We start from the raw sequence: 24,576 nt of genomic DNA on the forward strand, positions 1-24,576 counted from the left end.
CCACGACACCCCGATAATTCTCACACCAAGCATCCAGTCAACTCCCAGAAACTGGGAGCATCATGAATGGTATGAAAAAGAACGGCCCCGAAGCCAAGCTCCTCGTCGTCGACGACGAACCCAACATCCGTGAGCTGCTCTCCACCTCGCTGCGTTTTGCTGGCTTTGAGGTCGTTGCGGCGTCGAACGGCCGCGAAGCGCTCGCTGCCGCCGATCTTCACGCCCCGGACCTCGCGGTCCTGGACGTCATGCTCCCCGATATGGATGGGTTCACTGTCACCCGCCGCCTTCGCGCAGCCGGAAAGCACTTCCCTGTCCTGTTCCTGACTGCCAAGGACGACACGGAAGACAAGGTCACCGGCCTGACCGTGGGCGGCGACGACTACGTCACCAAGCCCTTCAGCCTGGATGAAGTGGTGGCCCGGATCCGCGCCGTGCTGCGCCGCACGCAGCCGATGGAAGACGACGACGCCGTCATCCGCGTGGATGATCTTGAGCTCGACGACGACGCGCACGAGGTCCGCCGCGGCGGCACCATCATCGAGCTGTCACCCACCGAGTTCAAGCTGCTGCGCTACCTCATGCTGAACCCCAACCGGGTGCTTTCCAAGGCGCAGATCCTGGACCACGTTTGGGAATACGACTTCAACGGCGACGCCTCGATCGTGGAGTCCTACATTTCCTACCTCCGGCGCAAAGTGGATATTGACCCGGATGCCACTGCCTTGATCCAGACCAAGCGTGGCGTCGGTTACGTACTGCGGACGGCCGAGAAGCGCTGACCTTGTTCAACCGTTGGAAGTCGGCCTCCCTCAGGTCGCAGCTGGTCGCCATCATCATGGGGCTGCTGCTCCTTGCCCTGGCCGCCACGGGCGCCGGGACGCTGACGCTCGTCAAGAGCTACCTCCAGGGGCAAGTGGATGACAAGCTCAAGGCTGCTGTCCAGACCGCCCAGCAGCAGCAATCGTTTGCCAACCTGTCTGAGGCGAGCCCCGCCGTGCCGACGGACTATTCCTTGACGCTTTACGTCCAGGGACAGCAGCCCTATCCGTTCGGCGGCAGCAAGACCGATCGGCCCAGCATAGCCAGCATCAGCCCGGTTGAAGCCAAGGACCGCAACTACGCGCCCTTCCAAGTGGGTGGCACTGCCGGCGGCAATTGGCGTGTGGTGGCAGTCAACGTCGTGGACAACCGGACCGGGCAAAACGCGGTGGTGATTGTAGGGCTGCCCCTCTCCCCCGTGGACAGAGTCATGGAACACGCCACCCTCGTGGTGGTCGGCGTCGGACTCTTGACCCTGGTGCTCGCGTTCTTCATCGCCACGTGGACTGTTGCACGTTCCTTCCGCCCCCTCGCGCGCGTCGAAAAGACGGCGGCCGCTATCGCTGCTGGTGATCTCTCGCGCCGTGTGGAGGTCGAAAACCCGGTCACCGAGGTCGGTCGCCTGGGTGCTTCCCTCAACGCGATGCTCGCCCACATCGAGTCGTCCTTTGCTGCGCGTGCAGCCTCCGAGGCCAGGATGCGGCGATTCGCCGCCGACGCCTCCCACGAGCTGCGCACCCCCTTGGTCACCATCCGCGGTTTCTCCGAGCTTTACCGCCACGGCGCCCTAGCCACGCCGGAAGACGTGGGCACCGCCATGGGCAGGATCGAGAGCGAGGCGAAGCGGATGGGATCCATGGTGGAAGACCTGCTGTTGCTTGCCCGCCTCGATGAACAACGGCCGTTGCAGCTCAAGCCGGTGGATCTGCACCTGCTGGCGAACGACGCCGTGGTGGACTCACTCGCAACGTCCGGCGAGCGGAAGATTTCGCTCACGGGGCTCGACGGCGGAGCGGCGGCGCCTGCCCCGGTCCAGGGTGACGAGGCCAAGCTTCGTCAGGTGCTCGGAAACCTGGTGGGCAACGCCCTGAGGTACACGCCCGAAGGAACACCGATCGAGCTCGCCGTCGGGGTGCGGAACACCCCCGCCGGTCCGTTGTCCGTTCTCGAGGTGCGGGACCACGGCAGCGGCATTCCGGCCGAGGAACTGCCCCGGATCTTCGAGCGCTTCTATAGGGCGGACACTTCGCGCACGCGGGAGACTGGCGGCAGCGGGCTCGGCCTCGCGATTGTCGCGGCAATTGTGGGGTCCCACGGCGGTACCGTCAGGGTCGAAGAGACCGACGGCGGCGGGGCCACCCTGGTCGTCAGCCTCCCCTTCCAGGACGACATGTCCGAGGTGCCTGAAGATGCGGGTATTGCCGAGGCGGAGATCTCCGACTAGCAGTTTCTGCGCTGGCGGCTTGATGTAGCGAGTTGTCCACATACGGAGATTCGACTCTGCCTGGGCCAGGTGACGGCTTCTAGGCTCGTTGTGTGGACCACAAGCCAGCCGCACCTGCGGACCCTCTCTAGTTGAAAGGCCACGCCCTATGAGCGTTATCTCCGTCGATACCGAATTGCTCCAGCTGAAGTCCGCCAACGTCAAAGCCACCGTGGATCGCATCAGCGCCGACGTCCAAGCGATGAAACGTGGCCTGGACGAACTTCAAGCCACGTGGAAGGGATCAGCGGCCAACAATTTCCAGGCCCTCGTCTCCGAGTGGACGTTGACCCAGAACAAGGTGGAGGCCTCGCTGGCATCCATCAACCTGGCACTGTCCTCCGCCGCGGCAAGCTACCTCCAGACCGAGCAAGGCAACACCCAGCGGTTCAGTTACTAGGAACTGAGGCTGGGAGATCCCGGCGGGCGGCTCATCTGCCCTCCCGCCGGGATCCAGTTGCGTGCCGCTATTACTTCTCCGGCGTCGACTGGTGGAAGCGCAACCGCCAGCGGCCGTCGTCCAGCAACCAGATCGAACTCCGCAATGCCGAGCCGGTTCGCCCATAACTTCTGTAGCTGAGCAGCATGGTGTTGCTGGAGAGGCGATCTGCGGAAATTATCTCTACCTCCGCGGTTTCGCCTGGATTGCCCTCCAACGCCATCATGAGTTCGTCGCGGGACCAGACACGTCCGGAGCTGCCAATCTCAGTGAAGTCCGGGTGGAGCAGGATCCCGGTACGCCCAAGGTCTCCCCTGACGTCGGGCCTCAGGAGCTCCCTCTCAAGAAGAATGACCGTTTCCTCGTCCGAACGCCCGCCGGGCCGGCCAAGGACCGTTTCTTCGTCGTCACCGGCGAACAAAGTGGGTTCTATGAACGTCTCCTGCTCCGTGAACGCCGCCGGTCCGTTCGGCAGGGACGACCCGCTCAAGAGGTCCTGACCGCCGAACAACGTGAGGTCTTCATCCAGGGCATCGGCATCGTCGTGTCCATCGTCGAAAAGCGAGGGCGCCTCCACAGGCGCTGTGCGGGCTGACGGCGTGCTGACTGATGACGTGCGGACGGATGGAGTTCGGGGCAAGGTCCGTGCAGCTTCAGCAGCTCCCGGATAGCCCGGCCCGCCAGGAGCGGCTGTTCCTTGCTGGAACGCCGTGGCGACCGCACGGGCGCGATCGTCGGCAGCCTCGTTGAGCTCGTGGCCGGCGTGGCCCTTGACCCACTCGAATGTGTACTTGCGGCCGATAATGGCTTGGTCGATGTCCTTGAGGAGATCGACGTTCAAGACGGGCTTTCCGTCCGCTTTGCGCCAACCCTTGCGCTTCCATCCCGGCATCCACTTGGTGATGCAATTGATGACGTACTGGCTGTCGCAGAGAATCTTCAGCTCTTCATCGGGAACATGTGCCGTGGACCGGAAGAGGTCAAGCACCGCCATGAGCTCGCCCTGGTTGTTGGTTCCGTGCGGCCACCCGCCGGCCCTCCAGCAAGAGTCGTTCACGTACCAGGCCCAACCGGCAGGCCCGGGATTGCCGAGGGCAGAACCATCGGCGGCAGCAATAATCGTCATGGCTTCCATCCTGCCAGACCGCCCCGACACTCCCGGACCGCGCGGCCCTGAGCGAGCGTCGGGCCAAAACCCGATAAAGGTGAGCGAGCGTCGGGCCAAAACCCGATAAAGGTGAGCGAGCGTCGGGCCAAAACCCGACAAAGGTGAGCGAGCGTCATTAAACGGCGACGACGGCCCCCACCTGAAGTGGGGACCGTCGTCGTGCGTGTGGCTAGTGAGCCGGCGCGGAAGGCTTAGAAGCCGCCCATGCCGCCCATGTCGTCGCCGCCACCCATAGACGGAGCGTTCTTCTCCGGCTTGTCGGCAACAACGGCCTCGGTGGTCAGGAACAGACCAGCGATGGAGGCAGCGTTCTGGAGAGCCGAGCGGGTGACCTTTACCGGGTCGTTGACGCCAGCGGCCAGCAGGTCCTCGTAAACGCCGGTTGCAGCGTTCAGGCCGTGGCCCGACGGCAGGCCGCGGACCTTGTCGATGACAACGCCCGGCTCGAGGCCAGCGTTGTAAGCGATCTGCTTGAGCGGAGCGTCGATGGCAACGCGGACGATGTTGGCGCCCGTTGCTTCGTCGCCTTCGAGCTGAAGGTTGGCGAATGCCTTGGCGCCAGCCTGGATGAGGGCAACGCCACCACCGGCGACAATGCCTTCTTCAACGGCAGCCTTCGCGTTGCGGACAGCGTCCTCAATGCGGTGCTTGCGCTCCTTGAGCTCAACTTCGGTTGCGGCACCGGCCTTGATGACTGCAACGCCGCCGGCCAGCTTGGCCAGGCGCTCCTGCAGCTTCTCGCGGTCGTAGTCGGAGTCGGAGTTCTCGATCTCAGCACGGATCTGTGCCACACGGCCGGCGATGGCATCGGCGTCGCCGGCACCTTCGACGATGGTGGTCTCGTCCTTGGTGACAACAACCTTGCGGGCGTTGCCGAGCAGTTCGAGGGTTGCGTTCTCGAGGCTGAGGCCGACCTCCGAAGAGATGACCTGGCCACCGGTGAGGATCGCGATGTCGGCGAGCTGTGCCTTGCGGCGGTCACCGAAGCCCGGAGCCTTGACGGCAACGGACTTGAAGGTACCACGGATCTTGTTGACGATCAGGGTGGCCAGGGCCTCGCCCTCGATGTCTTCGGCGATGATCAGCAGCGGCTTGTTGGACTGCATGACCTTCTCCAGGACCGCAACGAGTTCCTTCACGTTGGAGATCTTAGAGTTGACGATCAGGATGTACGGGTCTTCGAGGACCGTTTCCTGGCGCTCTGCGTCGGTGACGAAGTAAGCGGAGATGTAACCCTTGTCGAAGCGCATGCCTTCGGTGAGCTCAAGCTCCAGGCCGAAGGTGTTGGACTCCTCGACCGTGATGACGCCTTCCTTGCCAACCTTGTCCAGGGCTTCAGCAATGAGGTTACCGATTTCGGAGTCGCCGGCGGAGATGGAAGCCGTGGCTGCGATCTCTTCCTTGGTCTCGATTTCCTTGGCGGAGGCGAGCAACTCGCGGATGACGGCTTCAACAGCCTTCTCGATGCCGCGCTTGAGGGACAGCGGGTCGGCGCCGGCAGCTACGTTGCGCAGGCCTTCCTTGACCAGTGCCTGGGCCAGAACGGTGGCCGTGGTGGTGCCGTCGCCAGCGACGTCATCCGTCTTCTTGGCAACTTCCTTGACCAGCTCGGCGCCGATCTTCTCGAACGGGTCGTCCAGTTCGATCTCCTTGGCGATGGAAACACCATCGTTGGTGATCGTGGGGGCGCCCCACTTCTTTTCGAGGACGACGTTGCGTCCACGCGGGCCGAGGGTGACCTTGACGGCGTCGGCGAGGATGTTAAGACCCCGCTCGAGACCGCGGCGTGCCTCTTCATCAAATGCAATGATCTTGGCCATAACGGCGGTAGTCCTTTCGGGACAGTCGTTAAGAAGGTGCCTTCACTGCGGTGCCCGCGACGGACGATCCTTCACATTCGGCCTCTGTACGCCGCGTGCTCCGGACCTCACCCCAGCAAGGTTTTCTTTGTTCCCCCAGGCACCGCCACTATTCCATACGGCCGGAGTCGCGAAGAATTAGCAGTCAGCGCTTGAGAGTGCTAATCAATAATTAGCACTCACCCGAGGAGAGTGCAAGCAGGAAGAGCCGGAAACTGCTCGCCACGCCAAGGGAATTCGCTACGGGCACAAGCCCGTCACGGGGTCCGCGAGGCCGTCTCCTTGCCGCTCACCCGCGCAGTGTTGTCAGCTCCGTAGGTGAAGACCATGTAATTGGACGAGGTAACGTCGCCGTTGGCGTCGAACCCGATAGTGCCGGACTCGCCGTCGTAATCCGGGAGCCTGGCCCCCTTCAGCACCACGAGGCAGTCCTTGTATGACGCACAGGACGTGCGTTCTTTCGTCGCCGCATCGCCCGACGCCGGGCGCGTCCCGCCGGACACTGTGGTGAGCCACGCCGCGATCGAGCAACCGGCGTCGTCGCCCGCCGCTGCGGCCGCAAGCGACGCGAGGTTGACGGCGTCGTACGTCTCGGCAGCGTAGGTCGTGTCCTTGAGTTTAGGGTCGATGCCAATCAGATCGGACTGGAACTCCGCACTCGGGAAGACACCTGGAAGAATTCCCCGCGCGCCGTCGAGCCCACCGGCACCGAGCGCTGTTCCGTATTGGCGGATGGCACCGTCACTCAGGATCAGGCTCTTGCCGCTCAGCCCCGCGTTCAGTAGCTCGGCCAGGGCGCCTTGGGCGCCATCACGGGCAACCACGACGACGGCGTCCGGCGTGCCCGACTTGATGCCCGCCGCGGCGGGAGCTGCTTTGCCGGGCGTGAATTCCGCATTGGACACCGCATTCATTCCAAGGCTTCGCGCGGCGTCCATGACCGCTCCGGAGACGCGCGTACCGTAGTCCCCGGCTTCGTGGAGGACGGAAATCCTCTTGGCGCCGGCGTCGTGGGCCAGCTTCGCCAAGACGCTGCCCTGTGCGGCATCAGCGGCCGAGGTGCGGAAGTAGAAGCCGCCGTTCTTGTAGCTGCTCAGCCCCGACGCAGTGTTGGCCGGCGAGATGAGCGGAATCCGGGCGGGAGACAACACATCGATGGCGGCGGGAGCGTGGCTGGAATCCGTTGGCCCCACAACGACGTCGGCGTGGGCCGACAGCAACGCCTTGGCTTGCGCCGCGGTATCGGCCGTGAAGGCCGCCGCGCTGCTGCCTTCGCTGGCCGCCGACGCCGGAAGCAACTCGACAGGGTGGCCCTTGTATCCGCCTGCGTCGTTGATCTGCTTGACAGCCAACTTGGCCGCTGCCAGCTCGGACTCGTTGAGGAATGCGGAGCTACCGGTATTGTCCAGAATCACGCCCACGCGCAGGACGCCGTCGCCGCTCGGGGTAACAGCGCTGAGCCTGGCGTTGCCGATGGGGGCGGAACATCCGGCCAGTCCAAGGGCCAAGGCTGCAAAGCCTGCAAAGCCTGCAAGAAGAGAAACTACCCGGGACCGGTGTCCTCCAAGGGGCTGGGTTCCAAAAGGCTGGGACAGCCGTGTTGCCGCCACACCCACTAGATAAGCCGCACGCTTTCTGCCTGCGGGCCCTTCTGGCCCTCGCCCAGTTCGAAGTCGACCCTTTGTCCTTCTTCGAGAGCACGGAAGCCATCCATCTGGATGGCGGACCAATGCACAAAGATGTCGTCACCGGACTCATCCACGGTGATGAATCCGTAGCCCTTTTCGGCATTGAACCATTTGACGGTTCCCAAAGCCATGATCCCCACACTTTCAACTAGCAGTGGCCGGCTTCCGGGATCTCCGGGCCAGCTCACAACTACTGTAACCACAGTCACGTTGCCGTAGCGCAACCTTGGGTGCGGGTATCCGCAATGTTATTGAGGCGTAACCGAGTTGCTACTTGTAGCCGGGCCCCAGAATGACAACAACGGGCTGCTGGAATTCGGCGCTGTCCACAAGGTTGGAAATGCCCAGCAATTTGCCGAGCGCTTCGGCATTGCCTTTCTGGGCTGCGCCTTTGTAGAAGACCGACGACGTCTGCTGGGGCATGCCGCCCCAGTTTGCGACGGTGGCCAACGGCCAGCCCCCGCCCTGTACGAGGCCGGCCACGCGGGCAGCCAGGCCGCCCGTGGTGGTGCCGTTGTAGACCGCGACTGCGGCCGTCTTGTCCAATGGCGCCGTGCTGGGGGTTGCTGTAGTAGGCGTCGGCGTGTTGGAAGGTGCGTCGCTCGGGCTCGGCTGGCTGGATGCCTGCGCAGAGCTGCTTGCGGAAGGTGACGCCGCGGCACTTTGCTCGGAGGCGTCCGCGGTGACGACGGCTTGCGGCGTCGTCGATGAGGTGAATCCAAGCTTCGGAAGAATGAGGAAGGCAACGAGGCCTACAGCCAGCGCGATGCCGCCCAGGAGTAGCACCGGCCACAGCGCGGGACGGGAAGCGGACGCGACGAGCCTGTGGACACCTTGGCGCGATGAGCTCTGCGGGACACGGTCGAATTCATCCCGGGCAAATTTGGTCATGGTGAAGCCTTGTCCTTGCTGCTTGCTTGCTGGGGGATCAGCGGGTGCTCTATGCGTCAGAACCGAGACGACGCGCTGTGCGGGCCCTCTGACGTGACATACGTAGTCTACGCAATCTCTTGACCAGCATAGGATCGTGCGCCAGTGCGTCCTCGGTGTCGATGAGGGCATTGAGCAGCTGGTAGTAGTGGGTCGCGGAAAGATCGAAGAGTTCCCTGACCGCCTGTTCCTTGGCCCCGGCGTACTTCCACCATTGCCTCTCCAGGGCGAGCATCTGCTGTTCACGTTCGCCGAGCGGCGAATCGCTGCGGAGTCCGGCGGACAGGTCTTCAAGCACCAATCCAGTTGCTTCGGACGCCATGGGTTCCCGTGCGGGTTCTGCCACGACACACTCCTTCGACGCATTGACTGAAAAATGTCCCCCGCCCATGGTAACGGGCGAATAACACGGATGTCATTTGCCCCGCCGCCTTCCGTCGGAGTCGCGGCGCGTTCCGCCAGAGCAGCTTTCCCCGGGAGCCCCAGGACAGGGACAATGGCTGGGTGGCAGGCGAAGAAGCGTTATTTGAGCTTGAATCCGAGGATCACTCCGCCGGGTTCAAGGCACTCCCGGGAATGGCCCTGGAGGACCTGATGGCGCCGGACTGGGCTGACGCGCTCTCCGGCGTCGAGGACGAGTTGCGTTCGGTGCTGGCCTTCGTGGCCGCCGAGGCCACTCGCGGAACCCACGTGCTTCCTGCGGCGTCCAACATCCTTCGCGCCTTCCGGCAGCCTCTGGCAGACGTCAAGGTGCTGATACTGGGCCAGGACCCCTACCCAACGCCGGGACACGCCGTCGGGCTTTCCTTCGCGGTTTCCGCGCCAACCCGGCCCATCCCCCGCAGCCTCTCGAACATCTACCGCGAGATGGAGTCCGATCTCGGGCTCCCGCCGCGGGTCCACGGCGATCTTTCGGCCTGGACGGGCCAGGGAGTTCTCCTCCTCAACAGGGTGCTCAGCGTCGCTGCCGGTGCGGCCGGCTCGCACCGGGGCAAAGGCTGGGAGGCGATCACGACGGCGGCGGTCACCGCCGTCGCCCGCCGCCGCACAGCTGCCGGGCAGCAGAGTCCGCTCGTCGCGATCCTGTGGGGCAAGGACGCGGAAGCCGTGCAGCCACTGCTTGATGGCGCCCCTGTGATCTCTTCCGCGCACCCCAGCCCGCTATCCGCATCGCGGGGTTTCTTCGGTTCGCGCCCGTTCAGCCGGGCCAACGCGCTGCTCCGAGAGCAAGGCGCAGATCCCGTCATCTGGGAGCTTCCACCACTGCCCTAGCTTAGGCTTGCCTACATGACATCTTTGCCCGCGACGTCGTCTGCATCCCGCAATACCCGCCCCCAAGTGAACCTGACTGTGCTGCGCACGGAACAGCTTTCGCCCCACATGGTGCGCATCATTGCAGGTGGACCCGGTTTTGCCGGCTACGCGAACAACGACTTCGTGGACCGGTATGTGAAGATCGTGTTCCCGCAGCCCGGCGTCGACTACGCGCTGCCGCTGGATCTTTGGGCCATCCGCGAGACCATGCCGCGCGAACAGTGGCCCTACACCCGCACCTACACCGTCCGCTGGGTGGACCAAGCCGCGCAGGAACTGGCAATCGACTTTGTGGTCCACGGCGACGAGGGCCTTGCGGGGCCGTGGGCCCTGGCAGCCCAGCCCGGCGACGCACTTGTCTTCACGGGTCCCGGCGGCGCCTACAACCCGGCGCCCGACGCCGACTGGTACCTTTTCGCAGGCGACGACGCCGCGCTCCCGGCGATTGCCGCCGCGATCGAATCCCTGCCGGCCGACGCCAAGGGCCTTGCGTTCCTCGAAGTCGATAGCGACGCCGACATCCTTGCTATCGAGGCGCCCGACGGCGTGGCGCTGCGCTGGCTTCTTCGCTCCGGAGTCCCCGCCGGATCAAGCTCGATCCTGCTTGATGCCTTGGGCGAAGCCGAGTGGCTGCCCGGCCGCGTCGACGTGTTTGCGCACGGTGAACGCGGCTACATGAAGGGCCTCCGGGACATCTTCTTCAAACAGCGTGGGCTGGAGCGTTCCCAGGTTTCGCTTTCCGGATACTGGGCCCAGGGGCGGGTCGAGGACGATTTCCAGGCGGAGAAGAAACTCCCGATCGGGCAGATCTAGGACCTGCTTCCGTTGGGTGGCCCTGCGGACGCGGCTGGCTACCGCCGACGGACCCGGCTGGCTACCGCCGACGGACGCGGCGGCGCTCGTTGCTGGCCAGGCCCCTGGTTAGCGGCCGGGCGAGATTGTCGCCAAGCACAATTCCTGCGGCCACGCCCAGTACGATCGCTCCTGCGTTGAGCATGCCGCCCGAACCCAGCAAGACATCCGCTTCCTGCACCGTCAACACATACATGGAACGGAATATCTTCAAGCCGGGCAGCAGGATGAGGGCCGCGGGGACGGCTACCACCAATTGCGGCGCCCCGAGCCTGAGTGCCACCATGCGGGCGAGCAGGCCGATGACCACGGCGGAAATCGCCGGAGAGAGCCGGTCTCCGAAGCCAAGGTTGGAAGCCCCCCACAAGACGAAGTAACCCACCAAACCCACTGCCGCCGTCGGGAGCAGAAGTTTGAGGAGGGTCTGCTCTGTGATGCCGATGGCAATAACCGCAAGGGCGATCAGGATGGCCTGGCCCCACAATGGATACGCCTCGGGGAATGTTTGCGTGACGTCGATCGCGACGCTGCCGATGAGGTCACCCACAACCACCGCCACGGCGATGCCCGCAACGATCGCGCCGAAGGTCAGGATCGTGGACAGGAAACGTCCGGCCGCAGTCACGGGGAATCCGTTAATGGCATCTTGCACCGAAGACACGAGCCGACCGGTAGGCAACAGCAGGAGGATGCCGCCCGCCACGACGATGGACGGGGGGATGTCCGCCCCGGCCCAGTGGAGCATGAGCGCGATGAACGTGACCAGGAAGGAGCAGGCCGCTGTCACGAAAAAGTCAGGCGTGCGCCACTTGCCCAATTGCCGGGCCACGAGATTGACAAGCATGTTGGAGACGAAAGCCAGGGCGGACGCTCCCAGTCCCCCGCCCAGGACCCCGACGAAAACAGCGGAGAAGACGCCGAATGCCATGGTGACCATCCACCGCGGGAAGGGCTTGCTGCTCCGGATGATGTCATCCAGCCGCCGCACAGCCTCGGCCCTGCCCACCCCGCCGGCCACGATATCCGTGACGAGTTGGTGCACCTGGGCCAAACCTGCGTAGTTGTTGGTCCAGGAACGGACAACGCGGAGCAGAGTAATGGGGGTCTGGTCCTTGGGCGCATAGTTGAGCGCGACGGACTGGTTGGTGATGTCGACTTCGATATTCTTCAAGCCGAGCGCAGCCGTGACCGCGATGATGCTGGTCTCCACTTCCAGGGCACCTGCCCCGTAGCGGAACATCGTTTCGGCCATATGCAGCGCGAAGTCGATGGTCTTGCGAGCCGAAGCGTCAACACCGCCCACGTGGATGATCGGGTTGGCGTAGGGACTGCCCGCCAGGCGGTCGACGATGCTCATGGGGGCGGTGGGAGGATTCTCGCCCTGCACGAGCCTGCGCAGCATGCGCTTGGCGTTGACATTCTGGCGCACCTGGGATGGCTTCAGCGGCTGCGTCTTGGGCAAGCCGTCCGTGTTGGGCCTGTTGTCGGGGCGGTCAGTCACGCGGGTGTTCCTCCAAAGGGCGTGGTTCCTCCAAATACGGTGTCGTGCACATGCAGCAGGCGGGGTGGCGCTGCGAATCTAGTAGAACTGCTGGCCCGTGCGGCGGGTGTAGATCTGCCGTGCGATACGTTCCCCGGCAGCGGTCCAGAGCTTGTACTTCAGCGGGCTGATGACTTGGTCGTAGCAGCCGACGAAGTCGGTGACGGTCTTGCTGAAGCTGGTCTTGAACAGGCCAAGTCCGTGGAACGGATGTGAGGTGTCCTTGAGCCGGTCCGCGGGCGGAGTGCCGCAGAAATCGTACTCAGTGCAACCCAACTCCTTGACCTGGTTGATGGCTGTCCACTGGACCAAGTGCGAATCGCCGTACTGCGCCCGCTTCTGCAGCGATCCGCCGTCCTTGTAGGTGCCCTTCCGGCCATAGTTGATGACGAAGGCTCCGACGGATGGGACACCGTTTTCGAAGACAAACAGGAGCCTGCCCTGGCCACGCTCGATGAAGTTGGTCCAGAACTGGCGGTAGTACCCGAATTCACGGACGCGCACTTGGGACTTCGCCTCGACCGTGTTGGTCATCAGCGCATACATGGAACGGAAGTTCTCTTCCGTAGGTTCCATGGTGTGGACTTCGACGCCCTCGCGGATGGCCCGGCGAACGGCGTTGCGGCCGCGGGAATGCAGGTTGCGCAGCAACTGGTTTTCCTCGGGAGAGATGTCCAGCAGCGCTGTGGAGTCGTTCGGCTGCAGGTTGGGGGTCTTGACCACTCCGGTGGCCTCAATCGCATCCCGGGCTTCGCCGCTGAGGACGATGTCCGGCTCGATTTTCACGGCGAAAACCCCGAGCTTGTCCCGCTTGACGAATTCCCGGTTGGCCTTGACGATCCCCGGAATGTCCTCGACCCCGGCAACGTCAGGGCCCTTGATGAGGTACCAGAGCTTGCCGAGCAGTGGAAACGACTTCTCCAAGACCAGGTTGTAGCTGCTGTAGTCCGCGGTCTCGTACACGAGATGCAGGGGCTTCCAGCCGAAGTGCTGCTTCACATCTGCAAAGGCCCCGGATTGGAGGAGGTTGCCGCCGTTGGGATTGGCTGTGACGTGTTTGTCCCAGTGTTCGATTTCCTCGGCGGTGGCAAAGCGTGCGGTAAATTCTCGCAAGGGGGCCGTGTCCAATCAGTTGCTTACTTGAGGCAGCAGGCACCGGTGTGCGGCGCAGGCGTTCACCCCCAAGTCTATCGGCCCAGACGGAGAGCTACCGCCTGATCGGTCTCTGACGCCGTCAAACCAGCGCCCTTCGAATCCTCACAGCCACGGCAAAGGTTCCCCAAAGTCCGCAACTATCCCGGCGGCGGAAAGTGGTTATGACAAAAGCCGAACCAGGAGGATCCGATGATCGTCTACCGCCCCATTCCGCCGCTCTCCACCGGCCGCAGCAACAGCTTTTGGTCGGTATTCGCTGCCATGGCATCCGCGGCATTGCTCGGCCCTGCCTGGCCGTCCGGTACCCGCCGCCTCGAATATCAGGAAGCGGGCGTCAGCACTCGACGACGTTGACGGCGAGGCCGCCCATGGCGGTTTCCTTGTATTTGGAGGACATGTCCTTGCCGGTTTCGCGCATGGTCACGATGACCTCGTCCAGGGAGACGCGGTGGGTGCCGTCGCCCCAGAGCGCCATCTTCGCGGCGTTGATGGCCTTCGCCGCGGCGATCGCGTTGCGTTCGATGCACGGGATCTGCACGAGTCCGCCGATCGGGTCGCAGGTCAGGCCCAGGTTGTGTTCCATCGCGATCTCCGCCGCGTTTTCCACCTGTCCCGGGGAGCCGCCCATGACTTCGGCCAACCCGGCGGCGGCCATCGAGGAAGCGGAACCGACCTCGCCCTGGCAGCCGACTTCGGCTCCGGAGATCGAGGCCTGCTCCTTGTAGAGCACCCCGACGGCGCCCGCGGCGAGCAGGAACTTCACCACGACGTCGTCGCGGTCCTGCTGCGTGGCTTTGTCCATGCCGGGGGCGAAATGCAGGGCGTAGTACAGCACGGCGGGGATGATCCCGGCGGCACCGTTCGTGGGTGCGGTGACCACGCGGCCGCCCGAGGCGTTTTCCTCGTTCACGGCCAAGGCGATCAGGTTCACCCATTCCTGCCAGTACTTCGGATCCCGGTAATCGGGGTCCTGGTCTTTGGTTTCCTTCAGGAGCCGCTCGTGCCAGTCGGGGGCCCGACGGCGGACCTTCAGTCCGCCGGGCAGCACGCCTTCGCGCTTGAGGGACGTTTCAACACAGGCCTCCATGACGGAATAGATGTGCAGCAGGCCTTCGCGGATTTCCTCTTCGCTCCGGGAAGCGCGTTCGTTGATGAACATGATGTCCGAGATGCCAAGCCCCTTCGAGGAGCAGCGGCCCATGAGTTCGGCGGCGGTGCGGAAGGGCAACGGGAGTTCCTTCTTGGACTCCTCCAGTTCCTTCTGGGCCGCGTCCTCTTCGCCTTCGCGGACGATGAATCCGCCGCCCACGGAAAAAAACGTGGCCTCGTGCAGCACGTCGCCGTCGACGTCGGAAACGGAGAACTTCATCCCGTTCGTATGCCGGGGCAGGACCGTGAGCGGGTGCAGGATCATGTCCGCTTCCCCGTACGGCAGCGACACCCCGGATTCAGGATCGACGGCGCCGCAAAGGTTCAGCGTGCCGGTTTCGGCGATCGAGGCGAGCCGTTCCTCCACTTCCTCGGGGAGGATCTCCTCGGGGTGGTAGCCCTCCAGGCCCAACAGCACCGCGGTCATGGTGCCGTGCCCGCGGCCCGTAGCAGCCAGGGAACCGTACAGGTCAACGCGCAGGGAGGCCACCCGGCCCAGGGCGCCGGAATCCTTCAGCTCGCCCGCGAACACCGCCGCGGCACGCATAGGCCCCACGGTATGCGAACTCGAAGGACCAATCCCAATAGAGAAAAGATCGAAGACGCCAACAGCCATGTCGGTTTCCTTAGTTAGTTGTGGTCGGGTTGGGGGCGGGTGAGCGAGTTCCTCCGCGTGCTGCTCCTTCGTCGCTTTGACGCACGCTTCCGGAACCCACTCACCCGCCTTTAGCCGTCACCAGAGCGCCCGGTGAACGTTTTGCGCTCCAAAGGAGGTTAGCAGCGGCCCCTTCGGGGCTTGCCGGGTCCGGAGACGGTCAGCTAAGCGCTGCGACGCCCGGGTAGAGCGGGTGCGCGGCGGCGAGGGCCTCCACGCGGTGACGCAGGCCGGAGAGGTCGGCGTCGGCGTCGGCGATCAGTGCCTCGGCGATGATGTCCGCAACTTCACGGAACGCCGCTTCACCGAAACCGCGCGTGGCCAGGGCCGGGGTGCCGATCCGCAGACCGGAGGTCACCATCGGCGGGCGCGGGTCGAACGGAACCGCGTTGCGGTTGACGGTGATGTCGATCGCGGCGAGGCGGTCTTCGGCCTGCTGGCCGTCGAGTTCGCAGTTGCGCAGGTCCACGAGCACCAGGTGCACGTCCGTGCCGCCGGAAATCACGGAGATCCCCTTGGCGGTCACGTCGGGCTGGACGAGGCGTTCGGCCAGGATCCGGGCACCGGCGAGGACCCGTTCCTGGCGTTCCTTGAACTCGGCAGTGCCGGCGATCTTGAAAGCCACGGCCTTGCCGGCGATCACGTGCTCCAACGGGCCGCCTTGCTGGCCCGGGAAGACCGCGGAGTTGATCTTCTTGGCAATCTCGGCGTCGTTGCTCAGGATGATGCCCCCACGCGGACCCGCGAGGGTCTTGTGCGTCGTCGACGTCGTCACGTGCGCATGCGGGACCGGGGACGGGTGCAGCCCGGCGGCCACCAGGCCCGCGAAGTGCGCCATGTCCACCATCAGGTACGCGCCCACCAGATCCGCGATCCGGCGGAACTCGGCGAAGTCCAGCTGCCGGGCATAGGCGGACCAGCCGGCCACGATCAACGCCGGCTTGTGCTCAAGCGCCAGGGCCTCCACCTCGGCCATGTCGATCCGGTGGTCCTCTTCGCGGACCTGGTACGGGATCACGTTGTACAGGCGGCCGGAGAAGTTGATCCGCATGCCGTGGGTCAAGTGCCCGCCGTGTGCCAGGTTCAGGCCCATGATGGTGTCGCCCGGCTTGATCAGGGCATGCATCACCGAAGCGTTCGCCTGGGCGCCGGAGTGCGGCTGCACGTTCGCGTAGCCAGCACCGAAGAGGGCCTTCACGCGGTCGATCGCGAGCTGCTCGATGACGTCCACGTGCTCGCAGCCACCGTAGTAGCGCTTGCCCGGGTAGCCTTCCGCGTACTTGTTCGTCAGCACCGAACCCTGCGCCTGCATCACGGCCACGGCGGTGTGGTTCTCGGACGCGATCATTTCCAGGCCCGAACGCTGACGGTTCAGCTCGTCGTCGATCTTCGCAGCGATCTCCGGATCCAGCACGGACAACACCGTGTCCAGGCTCGGCGAAACGACCTGCTCGAACGCTGCGGTCCCGGTTGCGGCGCTCACAGCTCGCCACCATTCTTGGAAGCGTATTCCTCCGCGGAAAGCAGCGGACCGTCGGACTCCGCGGCGACCTTGAACAGCCACCCCGCACCGTAGGGATCGTTGTTGATCAGGGCAGGATCGTCGACGACGGCGGAGTTCACTTCCGTGACCTCGCCCGTCACCGGGGAGTACAGGTCCGAGACGGACTTGGTCGACTCAACCTCGCCGCAGGTCTCCCCCGCAGTCACAGCGGAACCGACCCCGGGCAAGTCAACATACACGATGTCGCCGAGGGCATCCGTGGCCACGGCGGAGATACCGATAGACACAATGTTCGATCCGGCTTCGCCGGAGTCGCGGGCAACCCACTCGTGCTCGTCGGAGTACTGGAGTTCAGGTGCAACTTTTGCCATGTTTCTTCCTTTGCGTTGGTCTAAAAAACAGTTGTGGTCTGGTCACGCGGCGGGGGCCGCCATCCTCTGCGTGCTGCGCCCCACCGGCCCCCTAGCCTCACAAGTTCGGCTAGGGAACCCGGCCGGTGTGGGCCCACTTCGTCGCTTTGACGCACGCTGCCGGATGCCGCTCCCCCACCGCTAGAGGCTTGTTCAGTTTTCGGGGCCAACAGTTCCGGAAAAGAACGCTGGCCCTTTCGGGTTTAGCCGGTGACCCCGTGGTTCCCGTGAGCTGATCCGAAGGTGAGCTGCACGGCCCCATCGGAACCGGTATCCGGAAGCGGGCGTCCCCACCGTCCCCCTAACCTCGCAAGCTCGGTCAGGGAACCCGGACGGCGTGGGCCCCTGCGGGAGCGTCACGTCCGCTTAGCGGGCGTCTTCGCGACCGAGCACGCGGAGGATGCCGGTTCCGACGGGCTAAAAGGTGAGGAGACTTACTTGACTCGCTTGTAGAACGGCAAGGCGACAACCTCAAATGGCTCGGACTTGCCGCGCAGGTCTACGTCCAGGGCCGTGCCGGGCTCAGCGTGTTCGACGTCGACGTATGCCAATGCCACGGGGTAGCCGAGGGTGGGGCTGGGCTGGCCGGACGTGACTTCGCCCACCACCACGCCGTTCTTGAGGACCGGGTAGTGGCTGCGGCCGGCGCGGCGGCCAAGGCCCTTGAGGCCAACCAGCTTGCGGCCGCTGGTGGAACCGGCGCCCTCAGCCTTCAGGCCCTCCAAGGCAGCACGGCCCACGAAGTCGCTTTCCTTGGCGAGCGAGACAACGGGGCCCAGGCCTGCCGAGAAGGGGTTGCCTTCGCGGGAGAGCTCGTTGCCATAGAGCGGCATGCCGGCTTCGAGACGGAGGGAGTCACGCGAGGCCAAGCCGGCGGGGATCAGCTCGCCGTCCTCGGCAACTGCAGCGATTGCTTGCCACAGGGCGGCCGCAGCATCGTTGTCCACGAAGATTTCGAAGCCGTCCTCGCCCGTGTAGCCCGTGCGGGCAAGCAGCAGTTCCGTGGTGCTCCCGGCAAACGTGAAGGGCACCTCGACGGCGGCGTAGTACTTGAGCCCAGTCACCAGCGAGTGCTGTTCGGTCGGGACCAAACGGAGGAGGATTTCTTCCGCCCTGGGGCCCTGGACGGCAATCAGGGAGGTTGCCGCGGAGGCGTCCTCCACAACGACGTCGAAGTTGGCAGCCCTTTCGACCAGGGCCGCGGCGACGACCTTGGCGTTGCCGGCGTTGGGAACCACCAGGAACTTGGCATCGCCACGGCGGTAGGTGATGAGGTCGTCGATGATACCGCCGTCTTCCTGGCAGATCAGCGAGTACTTGGCCTTGCCAACGGACATGGCGGAGATCTTGCCCACCAGGGCGTAGTCCAGGAAGGCCGCGGCGTCCGGGCCGGAGACCCAGACTTCTCCCATGTGGGAAAGGTCGAACAGGCCTGCGGACTGGCGGACCCCGTGGTGTTCGGCAAGCTCAGAGGAGTACTTCAGGGGCATCTGCCAGCCACCGAAATCGGTGAAGGAAGCGCCGAGTTTCTTGTGCTCTTCGTAGAGCGCAGTGTAGTTCTCAGTCATCGTGAGGAGTCCTTTAGTTTTCGAAGGCTTCGATGGGAGGGCAGGAGCAGACCAGGTTGCGGTCGCCTGCGGCGCCGTCGATGCGGCCCACGGGCGGGAAGTACTTGTCCTGTTTGAGGTGATGGACGGGGAAGACTGCCTGCTCGCGGGAGTACTCACGGTTCCAGTCCGAGGAGACGACGGCGGCCGCGGTGTGCGGTGCGTGGCGCAGCGGACTGTTCTCCACCGTGAAGTCGCCGTTGGCGACCTGGTCGATTTCTTTGCGGATGGTGATCATGGCTTCGATGAAGCGGTCGATCTCGCCAAGGTCCTCGGACTCCGTGGGCTCCACCATCAGGGTGCCCGCGACCGGGAACGCCAAGGTGGGGGCATGGAAACCGTAATCGATGAGGCGCTTGGCCACATCCTCAGCAGTAACACCCGTGCGGGCGGTCAGTTCGCGCAGGTCCAGGATGCACTCGTGGGCCACGAGCCCGCCTTCACCGGTGTAGAGAACGGGGAAGTACTCGTTGAGGCGCGAGGCGATGTAGTTCGCGGCCAGCAGCGCGGACTTCGTGGCTTCGGTCAGGCCTTCGCCGCCCATCAGCTTCACGTAGGCCCAGGAAATCGGCAGGACACCCGCGGAGCCGTACCGCGAGGCGGAGATGGCAACGCCAGTCCCTGGCACAGAAGCGCCGTCTTCATGGGCTGCCTTGTTGGCATCGCCCGGCATGAAGGGTGCAAGGTGCGCCTTGGCCGCGACCGGGCCCACGCCGGGTCCGCCGCCGCCGTGCGGGATGCAGAAGGTCTTGTGCAGGTTCAGGTGCGACACGTCGCCGCCGAACTTGCCCGGCTGGGCCAGGCCCACGAGCGCGTTGAGGTTCGCGCCATCCACATACACCTGGCCGCCGGCTGCGTGCACGGAGTCGCAAATTTCGCGCACGTCGGCGTCGTACACGCCGTGCGTGGACGGGTAGGTGATCATGATGGCCGAGAGGACGTCCTTGTTCGCGTCGATCTTGGCCTGCAGGTCCGCGTGGTCGATCGTGCCGTCGACAGCGGTGGCCACCACAACCACCTTCATGCCGGCCAGCACCGCCGAGGCGGCGTTGGTGCCGTGGGCGGAGGCCGGGATGAGGCAGACGTTGCGCTGGGCGTCGCCGCGGGAGTGGTGGTAGCCGCGGATCGCCAGCAGGCCCGCGAGCTCGCCCTGGGAACCGGCGTTGGGCTGGATGGAGACCTGGTCGTAACCGGTGATCTCCGTGAGGTCAGCTTCCAAATCTTCGATCAGTTCACGCCAGCCCTCGGTCTGGGAATCCGGGGCAAACGGGTGGATCGAGGCGAATTCCGGCCAGGAAATGGCTTCCATCTCCGCGGTGGCGTTCAGCTTCATGGTGCACGAACCCAGCGGGATCATGGTGCGGTCGAGTGCGAGGTCCCGGTCCGACAGCTTGCGGATGTAGCGCAGCAGCTGGGTTTCGGAACGGTGGGTGTTGAACACGGGGTGCTGCAGGTAGTCAGAAGAACGCTCGACGGCGGCCTCCAGCGCAAAGCCCTCTTGAGCTTCGGTGAGTGAAGCACCAAACGCGGCGACGACGTCAAAAGCATCGAGGACGCCGCCGACGATTTCTTTTGTTGTTGTCTCGTCAACGGAGACGCCGACGGTGTCGGCGTCGATGATCCGCAGGTTGATGCCCTTGGCCTCGGCAGCTGCAACGATCCCGGCAGCCTTGCCCGGGACGCGGACGGTGACGGTGTCGAAGAAGCTGCCGTGCAGGACTTCAAGGCCCGCGGCCTTTAAGGACGCAGCCAGGGTCCGGGCGTGGTTGTGGGCGGTCTCGGCGATCGCCTTCAGGCCATCGGGGCCGTGGTACACGGCGTACATCGAGGAAACGATGGCCAACAGGGCCTGGGCGGTGCAGATGTTGGACGTCGCCTTTTCGCGGCGGATGTGCTGCTCGCGGGTCTGCAGGGCCAGGCGGTAGGCCGGAGTGCCGGCGTCGTCCTTGGAAACGCCCACCAAGCGGCCCGGCATCGAACGCTCAAGGCCCTTCTGGACAGCCATGTACGCGGCGTGCGGGCCGCCGAAGAACAGCGGCACGCCGAAGCGCTGGGTGGAGCCGACGGCGATATCGGCACCCTGCTCGCCCGGAGGCGTGATCAGGGTGAGGGCAAGGAGATCGGCGGCAACGGTGACGAGGGCACCCCGTTCCTTGGCGGCGGCGATCACGGCGGAGTGGTCGAACACCCGGCCGGAAACGCCCGGCTGCTGCAGCACGATGCCGTTGATCTCGCCGTCGGGCAGGCCCTGGGACAGATCAGCGATCTCCACCTCGAAGCCCAGCGCCTCGGCACGGCCTTTCACGATGGCAATGGTCTGCGGCAGGCAGTCCGCGTCGAGGACGGTCTTGCCGTCATGGGCCCCTGTTTTCTGACCTACGGTCTTATTGGCCCTGCGCATCATGAGGACCGCTTCGGCGACGGCGGTCGCTTCGTCCAGCAGGGAGGCGTTGGCGATGGGCAGGCCCACGAGGTCCTGGACCATGGTCTGGAAATTCAGCAGGGCTTCGAGGCGGCCCTGGGAAATTTCCGGCTGGTACGGCGTGTACGCCGTGTACCAGGCCGGGGATTCGAGGATGTTGCGGCGGATCACCGGCGGAGTGACAGTGTCGTAGTAGCCCTGCCCGATCATCTGCACGGCCGTCTTGTTCTTGGCCGCCAGCTTGCGGAGTTCAGCCAGGACTTCCACTTCACTGAGGGCGTTTTGAAGCCTCAGGGCGACGTCCTGGCGGATGTCATTGGGAACCGCGGTGTCTACGAGCGAATCCACACTGTCGTAGCCAACAGACTTGAGCATGATGTCAATGTCGGCCTGGCGGCGGGCGCCGATATGCCGATCTACGAACGTAGTGGAGGTTGAACTAACCGTCACGAAGGAACTCCATTAATAAGGCGGCGCAGGGTGCGCCACAGCTAATCGGGTTCCTCCCCGCTCTGTATTGGACCTGAGAGTTTCCGCGAAACCGTGCTTGTGGCACTGGTTCGCTTGCACCGTCGGTGAGCACGCGACAGCGTGCTGCTTTCCAGAGTTGCCTTGCCGCGGCGGTGCGTGGGCCTGAGAGATTCCTGGGGAGGATTTGCTCCTACGGCGCCTGCATCACATGCCTGCAGGACTCTCCCGCCGCAGATCAAAGGCGTATTCAGTTATGTGAGTCTACAGTGGTTGCCGGTGACGGCTGCCACAACTGTCAATTGTCCTATGGACTGCCCGCGTCCGCAAATGGTCCGCGCGCCCTCAGTCACGAAGTCGTTCGACGGCGGCCAGCAGCGCTCCCACGTCGGTGCTCCTCGCACTGGCCTTGACTTCCGTATCACCGGCGCCGCCTTCAAGCATCGCGTTGAAGTAAAGTCCATCGCCCATGTACCGGACCGCTTTGGCCATCTCGGGCCCCACTTCCTCGGCGAGCACATCGAGCCATTGTTGCTGGATCCCGGCGAAGCGCCTTCGGGTTTCTTCATGGGCTACTTCCGCGAGCCGCGTGGCCGCTACAAACACCCGGTCCAAGGGAGTATCCGCCCACAGGGAAGACTTGATAAAGAACGCGGCCGCACCTTCGGGGGCTGCCTTCATTGCCTCGATGTCCATTGCGGCCAGCCCGTCCATGCGTTCGAGCAAGGAACTGATCATGGCTTCCTTGTTGGGGAAATGGTAGAGCAAGCCGCCCTTGGAGACACCTGCGCGCTTGGCGACGGCGTCCAGGGTGGCAGCCCGCTCCCCCACCTCGATCAGCAGGGCTTCAAAGGCATCCAGGACAGCGTCCCGGGCAATAGGTTTTCGCGGCATGGTCTCCATCATCCCTTAGTTCGATGTGGCAATTTTATGAGTCGGATTGAAACTATACCGTCCAGACGGTACAGTTATCTTCATGTTCAGCCCGTCCACGACCCAGCACCCCCGCACCCCTTCGATCCAATCCGCCCCGTGGCGCGATTGGGCTGCCCTGGCACTCCTGATGTTCCCCGTGCTGCTGGTGGCTGTGGACAATACGGCGCTGACATTTGCCCTGCCGCAAATCGCCCGTTCGCTGGACGTCGGGGGCGTGCAGCTCCTGTGGGTCGTTGACGCCTATGCGCTTGTGCTCGCTGCACTGTTGGTGTCGATGGGAAACCTGGGAGACAGGATCGGCCGCCGCCGTTTGCTGTTGATCGGCAGTACGGGGTTCGCCGCCGTTTCCGCGGCCACCGCCTTCGCGCCGTCGGCTGAATGGCTCATCGCCGGACGTGCCAGCATGGGCATCTTCGGAGCCATGCTCATGCCGTCCACGCTGTCCTTGATCCGCAACATCTTCCCGGACCCGAACCGCCGTCGGCTCGCCGTCGCCGTGTGGGCCGCCGGATTCTCCGGCGGCGCCGCACTCGGGCCGATCTTCGGTGGCTGGCTCGTGGAGCATTTCTGGTGGGGAGCCGTGTTCCTGGTTGCGGTACCACTGTTGCTGCCCTTGCTCGCCTTCGGCCCGTTCCTCATCCCCGAATCCAAGGATCGCAACCCGGGCAAGCCGGACGTTCCCAGCGTCGTGCTGTCCATCTTGACGATGGCCACCGTGGTTTATGGGATCAAAGAGGCCGCCGTGCACGGTTTTGGCCCTGGACCCGCGGCCTTCATGGCATTCGGCCTGGCCATGGGAATCGTCTTCGTCCGCAGGCAGCGCTCTTTGGCATCGCCCATGTTGGATGTACGGCTTTTCCGGAACAAGGTCTTCAGCACGGCCATCACGGCCAACGTCCTGTCCCTGTTCTCCATGACGGGCTTCATCTACTTCTTCGCGCAGCACTTGCAGCTCGTGGAAGGCCAATCCCCCATGCAGGCGGGTATCGCGATGATTCCGGCACTGCTGGCCACCATCGTGGCGGGCCTGGTGGTGGTTCCACTCGTCAAGCGGATCCGCCCGGGCCTTGTGGTGGCATCGGGGCTGGCACTGAGCGCGGTTGGATACCTCGTGGCCGCCCTGGGCAACCACAGCCAGGGGCCGGGGTACCTTTTGACGGCACTCCTGCTGCTGGCCATAGGGGTAGGCTCGGCGGAGACCATCTCCAACGACCTGATCCTCGGCGCGGTCCCCGCCGACAAGGCGGGTGCGGCATCGGCGATCTCCGAAACGGGTTACGAACTCGGATCATTGCTGGGCACGGCCGTGCTTGGCTCCATCTTGACAGCGTCGTACCAACACCACTTGCTGCTTCCGGGCGAGTTGTCCGGCCACGCAGCCGAACGCTCGCGGGAGACGCTCGCGGGAGCGATGGACGTTGCGGCCGCACTGCCCCAGCCATTGGGCGACGCCCTGGCCAGCGCCGCGCGTGCCGCCTTTGAATCGGGCGTCCACATCACGGCAGCGATCGGGCTGGTACTGATGGCGGGAGCGGCAATCCTTGCCGCCGTCGTGCTCCGCCGCGTTCCGACCGCAAAGTAGGCGGAGTCTAGACAGCCCGGTTCAAGGCAGTGAGCGAAGTCGAGTTCGTGGGTGCGGTCCGGGGGCTGCGTTTCGGAACGCAGCCCCCCCGGCCGTCACCCACGAACTCAAGCGCAAGCTACGCGGCCGGAGCCTGCGAAATCCTCACCATGTTGCCCGAAGGATCGCGGAAGGCGCAGTCGCGGGGACCCCACGGCTGGTCGATTGGCTCCTGCATGACCTCCGCGCCGGACGCCCTGACCTTCTCGAAGAGGGTGTCAACGTCGTCGGAGCGGAAGACGATCGGTCCCAGGACGCCCTTGGTGAGCAGTTCCTGGAGAGAGTCGCCGTCGGCCTTGGACCGGCCCGCGTGCGGTTCGGAAAGCACGATTTCAACACCCGGCTGGTCCTTGCTGCCGAGCGTCACCCAACGGAATCCGCCCTGCGCGACGTCGTTGAGCACCTCGAGGCCGAGGGCGTCCCGATAGAAGGTGAGAGCTTCGTCGGGATCGTTGACAGTGATGTGTGAGTACTGCAGTGAAATAGTCATGGCAACGACGCTAGTCCTGCGCGTCGACGAGCGCTTCTCGAATCCTGCTCGCTTCTTTCGGGAG

General features: G+C 64.4%; 22 protein-coding genes and 2 riboswitches. Of the genes, 7 read left to right on the plus strand and 15 right to left on the minus strand.

Annotated elements, in window-relative coordinates:
• The first annotated feature begins 71 nt into the window (after positions 1–71).
• From AB4Z38_RS12705 to AB4Z38_RS12715, 3 genes are all read left to right on the plus strand, one after another.
• Entirely contained in the window at positions 72–782 is a 711-nt protein-coding gene (locus tag AB4Z38_RS12705) for a response regulator transcription factor (protein ID WP_059388206.1), read from the plus strand.
• Positions 783–784: 2 nt separating this feature from the next.
• A complete protein-coding gene (locus tag AB4Z38_RS12710; protein WP_441430051.1) occupies positions 785–2,266 on the plus strand; it encodes a sensor histidine kinase in 1,482 nt (493 codons plus the stop codon).
• Between the two features lie 148 nt (positions 2,267–2,414).
• Positions 2,415–2,705, plus strand: coding sequence for a WXG100 family type VII secretion target (locus AB4Z38_RS12715; RefSeq protein WP_059388207.1), 291 nt, complete (start codon positions 2,415–2,417; stop codon positions 2,703–2,705).
• A gap of 70 nt (positions 2,706–2,775) precedes the next feature.
• Here the strand turns inward: AB4Z38_RS12715 and AB4Z38_RS12720 are convergent, their stop codons facing one another.
• From AB4Z38_RS12720 to AB4Z38_RS12745, 6 genes are all read right to left on the minus strand, one after another.
• Positions 2,776–3,870 (minus strand): RNase H family protein, encoded by a 1,095-nt coding sequence (locus AB4Z38_RS12720; RefSeq protein WP_441430052.1) that lies wholly within the window; start codon positions 3,868–3,870, stop codon positions 2,776–2,778.
• 233 nt (positions 3,871–4,103) lie between these two features.
• Positions 4,104–5,732: a chaperonin GroEL gene (gene groL / locus AB4Z38_RS12725; RefSeq protein ID WP_234751548.1), complete on the minus strand. Its 1,629-nt coding sequence runs from the start codon at positions 5,730–5,732 to the stop codon at positions 4,104–4,106.
• Positions 5,733–6,028: 296 nt separating this feature from the next.
• Positions 6,029–7,279 (minus strand): ABC transporter substrate-binding protein, encoded by a 1,251-nt coding sequence (locus AB4Z38_RS12730; RefSeq protein ID WP_441430053.1) that lies wholly within the window; start codon positions 7,277–7,279, stop codon positions 6,029–6,031.
• A 107-nt stretch (positions 7,280–7,386) separates the two neighbouring features.
• Positions 7,387–7,590 (minus strand): cold-shock protein, encoded by a 204-nt coding sequence (locus AB4Z38_RS12735; RefSeq protein WP_059388209.1) that lies wholly within the window; start codon positions 7,588–7,590, stop codon positions 7,387–7,389.
• Positions 7,591–7,729: 139 nt separating this feature from the next.
• The gene (locus tag AB4Z38_RS12740) at positions 7,730–8,350 is read right to left on the minus strand and encodes a LytR C-terminal domain-containing protein (RefSeq protein ID WP_441430054.1); all 621 of its coding nucleotides are present in this window, start codon (positions 8,348–8,350) and stop codon (positions 7,730–7,732) included.
• Between the two features lie 49 nt (positions 8,351–8,399).
• Positions 8,400–8,735, minus strand: coding sequence for a DUF3263 domain-containing protein (locus AB4Z38_RS12745; protein ID WP_269998769.1), 336 nt, complete (start codon positions 8,733–8,735; stop codon positions 8,400–8,402).
• Positions 8,736–8,965: 230 nt separating this feature from the next.
• On the opposite strand from AB4Z38_RS12745, the gene AB4Z38_RS12750 reads away from it, so the two are divergent.
• Positions 8,966–9,661: a uracil-DNA glycosylase gene (locus AB4Z38_RS12750; RefSeq protein WP_441430076.1), complete on the plus strand. Its 696-nt coding sequence runs from the start codon at positions 8,966–8,968 to the stop codon at positions 9,659–9,661.
• A 15-nt stretch (positions 9,662–9,676) separates the two neighbouring features.
• Positions 9,677–10,516 (plus strand): siderophore-interacting protein, encoded by an 840-nt coding sequence (locus tag AB4Z38_RS12755; RefSeq protein ID WP_441430055.1) that lies wholly within the window; start codon positions 9,677–9,679, stop codon positions 10,514–10,516.
• A gap of 61 nt (positions 10,517–10,577) precedes the next feature.
• Here AB4Z38_RS12755 and AB4Z38_RS12760 read toward each other — a convergent pair whose 3' ends face one another.
• Together AB4Z38_RS12760 and AB4Z38_RS12765 are read right to left on the minus strand one after the other, a co-directional pair.
• Complete coding sequence (locus AB4Z38_RS12760) at positions 10,578–12,056, minus strand: threonine/serine ThrE exporter family protein (RefSeq protein ID WP_441430056.1); 1,479 nt, start codon at positions 12,054–12,056, stop codon at positions 10,578–10,580.
• A gap of 78 nt (positions 12,057–12,134) precedes the next feature.
• Positions 12,135–13,208 carry a lipid II:glycine glycyltransferase FemX gene (locus AB4Z38_RS12765; protein ID WP_441430057.1) on the minus strand — a complete coding sequence of 358 codons (1,074 nt, stop codon included), beginning with the start codon at positions 13,206–13,208 and terminating at the stop codon, positions 12,135–12,137.
• A gap of 231 nt (positions 13,209–13,439) precedes the next feature.
• Here AB4Z38_RS12765 and AB4Z38_RS12770 point away from each other — a divergent pair, with 231 nt between their 5' ends.
• A complete protein-coding gene (locus tag AB4Z38_RS12770; protein ID WP_441430058.1) occupies positions 13,440–13,604 on the plus strand; it encodes a hypothetical protein in 165 nt (54 codons plus the stop codon).
• On the opposite strand, the gene AB4Z38_RS12775 is transcribed toward AB4Z38_RS12770, so the two are convergent.
• The 6 genes from AB4Z38_RS12775 to AB4Z38_RS12800 all read right to left on the minus strand — a co-directional run bounded on the left by AB4Z38_RS12775 (position 13,585) and on the right by AB4Z38_RS12800 (position 22,359).
• Positions 13,585–15,015, minus strand: coding sequence for an L-serine ammonia-lyase (locus AB4Z38_RS12775; protein WP_441430059.1), 1,431 nt, complete (start codon positions 15,013–15,015; stop codon positions 13,585–13,587). The genes AB4Z38_RS12770 and AB4Z38_RS12775 overlap by 20 nt on opposite strands.
• Before the next feature lie 199 nt (positions 15,016–15,214).
• Entirely contained in the window at positions 15,215–16,537 is a 1,323-nt protein-coding gene (gene glyA / locus AB4Z38_RS12780; protein ID WP_441430060.1) for a serine hydroxymethyltransferase, read from the minus strand.
• Positions 16,534–16,929 (minus strand): glycine cleavage system protein GcvH, encoded by a 396-nt coding sequence (gcvH, locus tag AB4Z38_RS12785; protein ID WP_441430061.1) that lies wholly within the window; start codon positions 16,927–16,929, stop codon positions 16,534–16,536. The genes glyA and gcvH overlap by 4 nt, the downstream gene beginning before the upstream one ends.
• A 473-nt stretch (positions 16,930–17,402) precedes the next feature.
• Positions 17,403–18,536 (minus strand): glycine cleavage system aminomethyltransferase GcvT, encoded by a 1,134-nt coding sequence (gene gcvT, locus AB4Z38_RS12790; protein ID WP_441430062.1) that lies wholly within the window; start codon positions 18,534–18,536, stop codon positions 17,403–17,405.
• A 13-nt stretch (positions 18,537–18,549) separates the two neighbouring features.
• Complete coding sequence (gene gcvP, locus AB4Z38_RS12795) at positions 18,550–21,447, minus strand: aminomethyl-transferring glycine dehydrogenase (RefSeq protein ID WP_441430063.1); 2,898 nt, start codon at positions 21,445–21,447, stop codon at positions 18,550–18,552.
• 52 nt (positions 21,448–21,499) lie between these two features.
• A riboswitch (glycine riboswitch) is annotated at positions 21,500–21,607 on the minus strand.
• Position 21,608: 1 nt separating this feature from the next.
• Positions 21,609–21,706, minus strand: a riboswitch (glycine riboswitch).
• Between the two features lie 104 nt (positions 21,707–21,810).
• Entirely contained in the window at positions 21,811–22,359 is a 549-nt protein-coding gene (locus tag AB4Z38_RS12800) for a TetR/AcrR family transcriptional regulator (RefSeq protein WP_441430064.1), read from the minus strand.
• A gap of 82 nt (positions 22,360–22,441) precedes the next feature.
• Between AB4Z38_RS12800 and AB4Z38_RS12805 the strand changes: the two genes are divergently transcribed.
• Complete coding sequence (locus tag AB4Z38_RS12805; protein WP_441430065.1) at positions 22,442–23,983, plus strand: MFS transporter; 1,542 nt, start codon at positions 22,442–22,444, stop codon at positions 23,981–23,983.
• A 118-nt stretch (positions 23,984–24,101) separates the two neighbouring features.
• Here the strand turns inward: AB4Z38_RS12805 and AB4Z38_RS12810 are convergent, their stop codons facing one another.
• Positions 24,102–24,512, minus strand: a complete 411-nt coding sequence (locus tag AB4Z38_RS12810; RefSeq protein ID WP_059388226.1) for a VOC family protein — start codon at positions 24,510–24,512, stop codon at positions 24,102–24,104.
• Between the last annotated feature and the right edge of the window lie 64 nt (positions 24,513–24,576).

This window comes from Arthrobacter sp. 2RAF6 (assembly GCF_052115205.1).
In the GTDB taxonomy this organism is placed as follows: Bacteria; Actinomycetota; Actinomycetes; order Actinomycetales; family Micrococcaceae; genus Arthrobacter.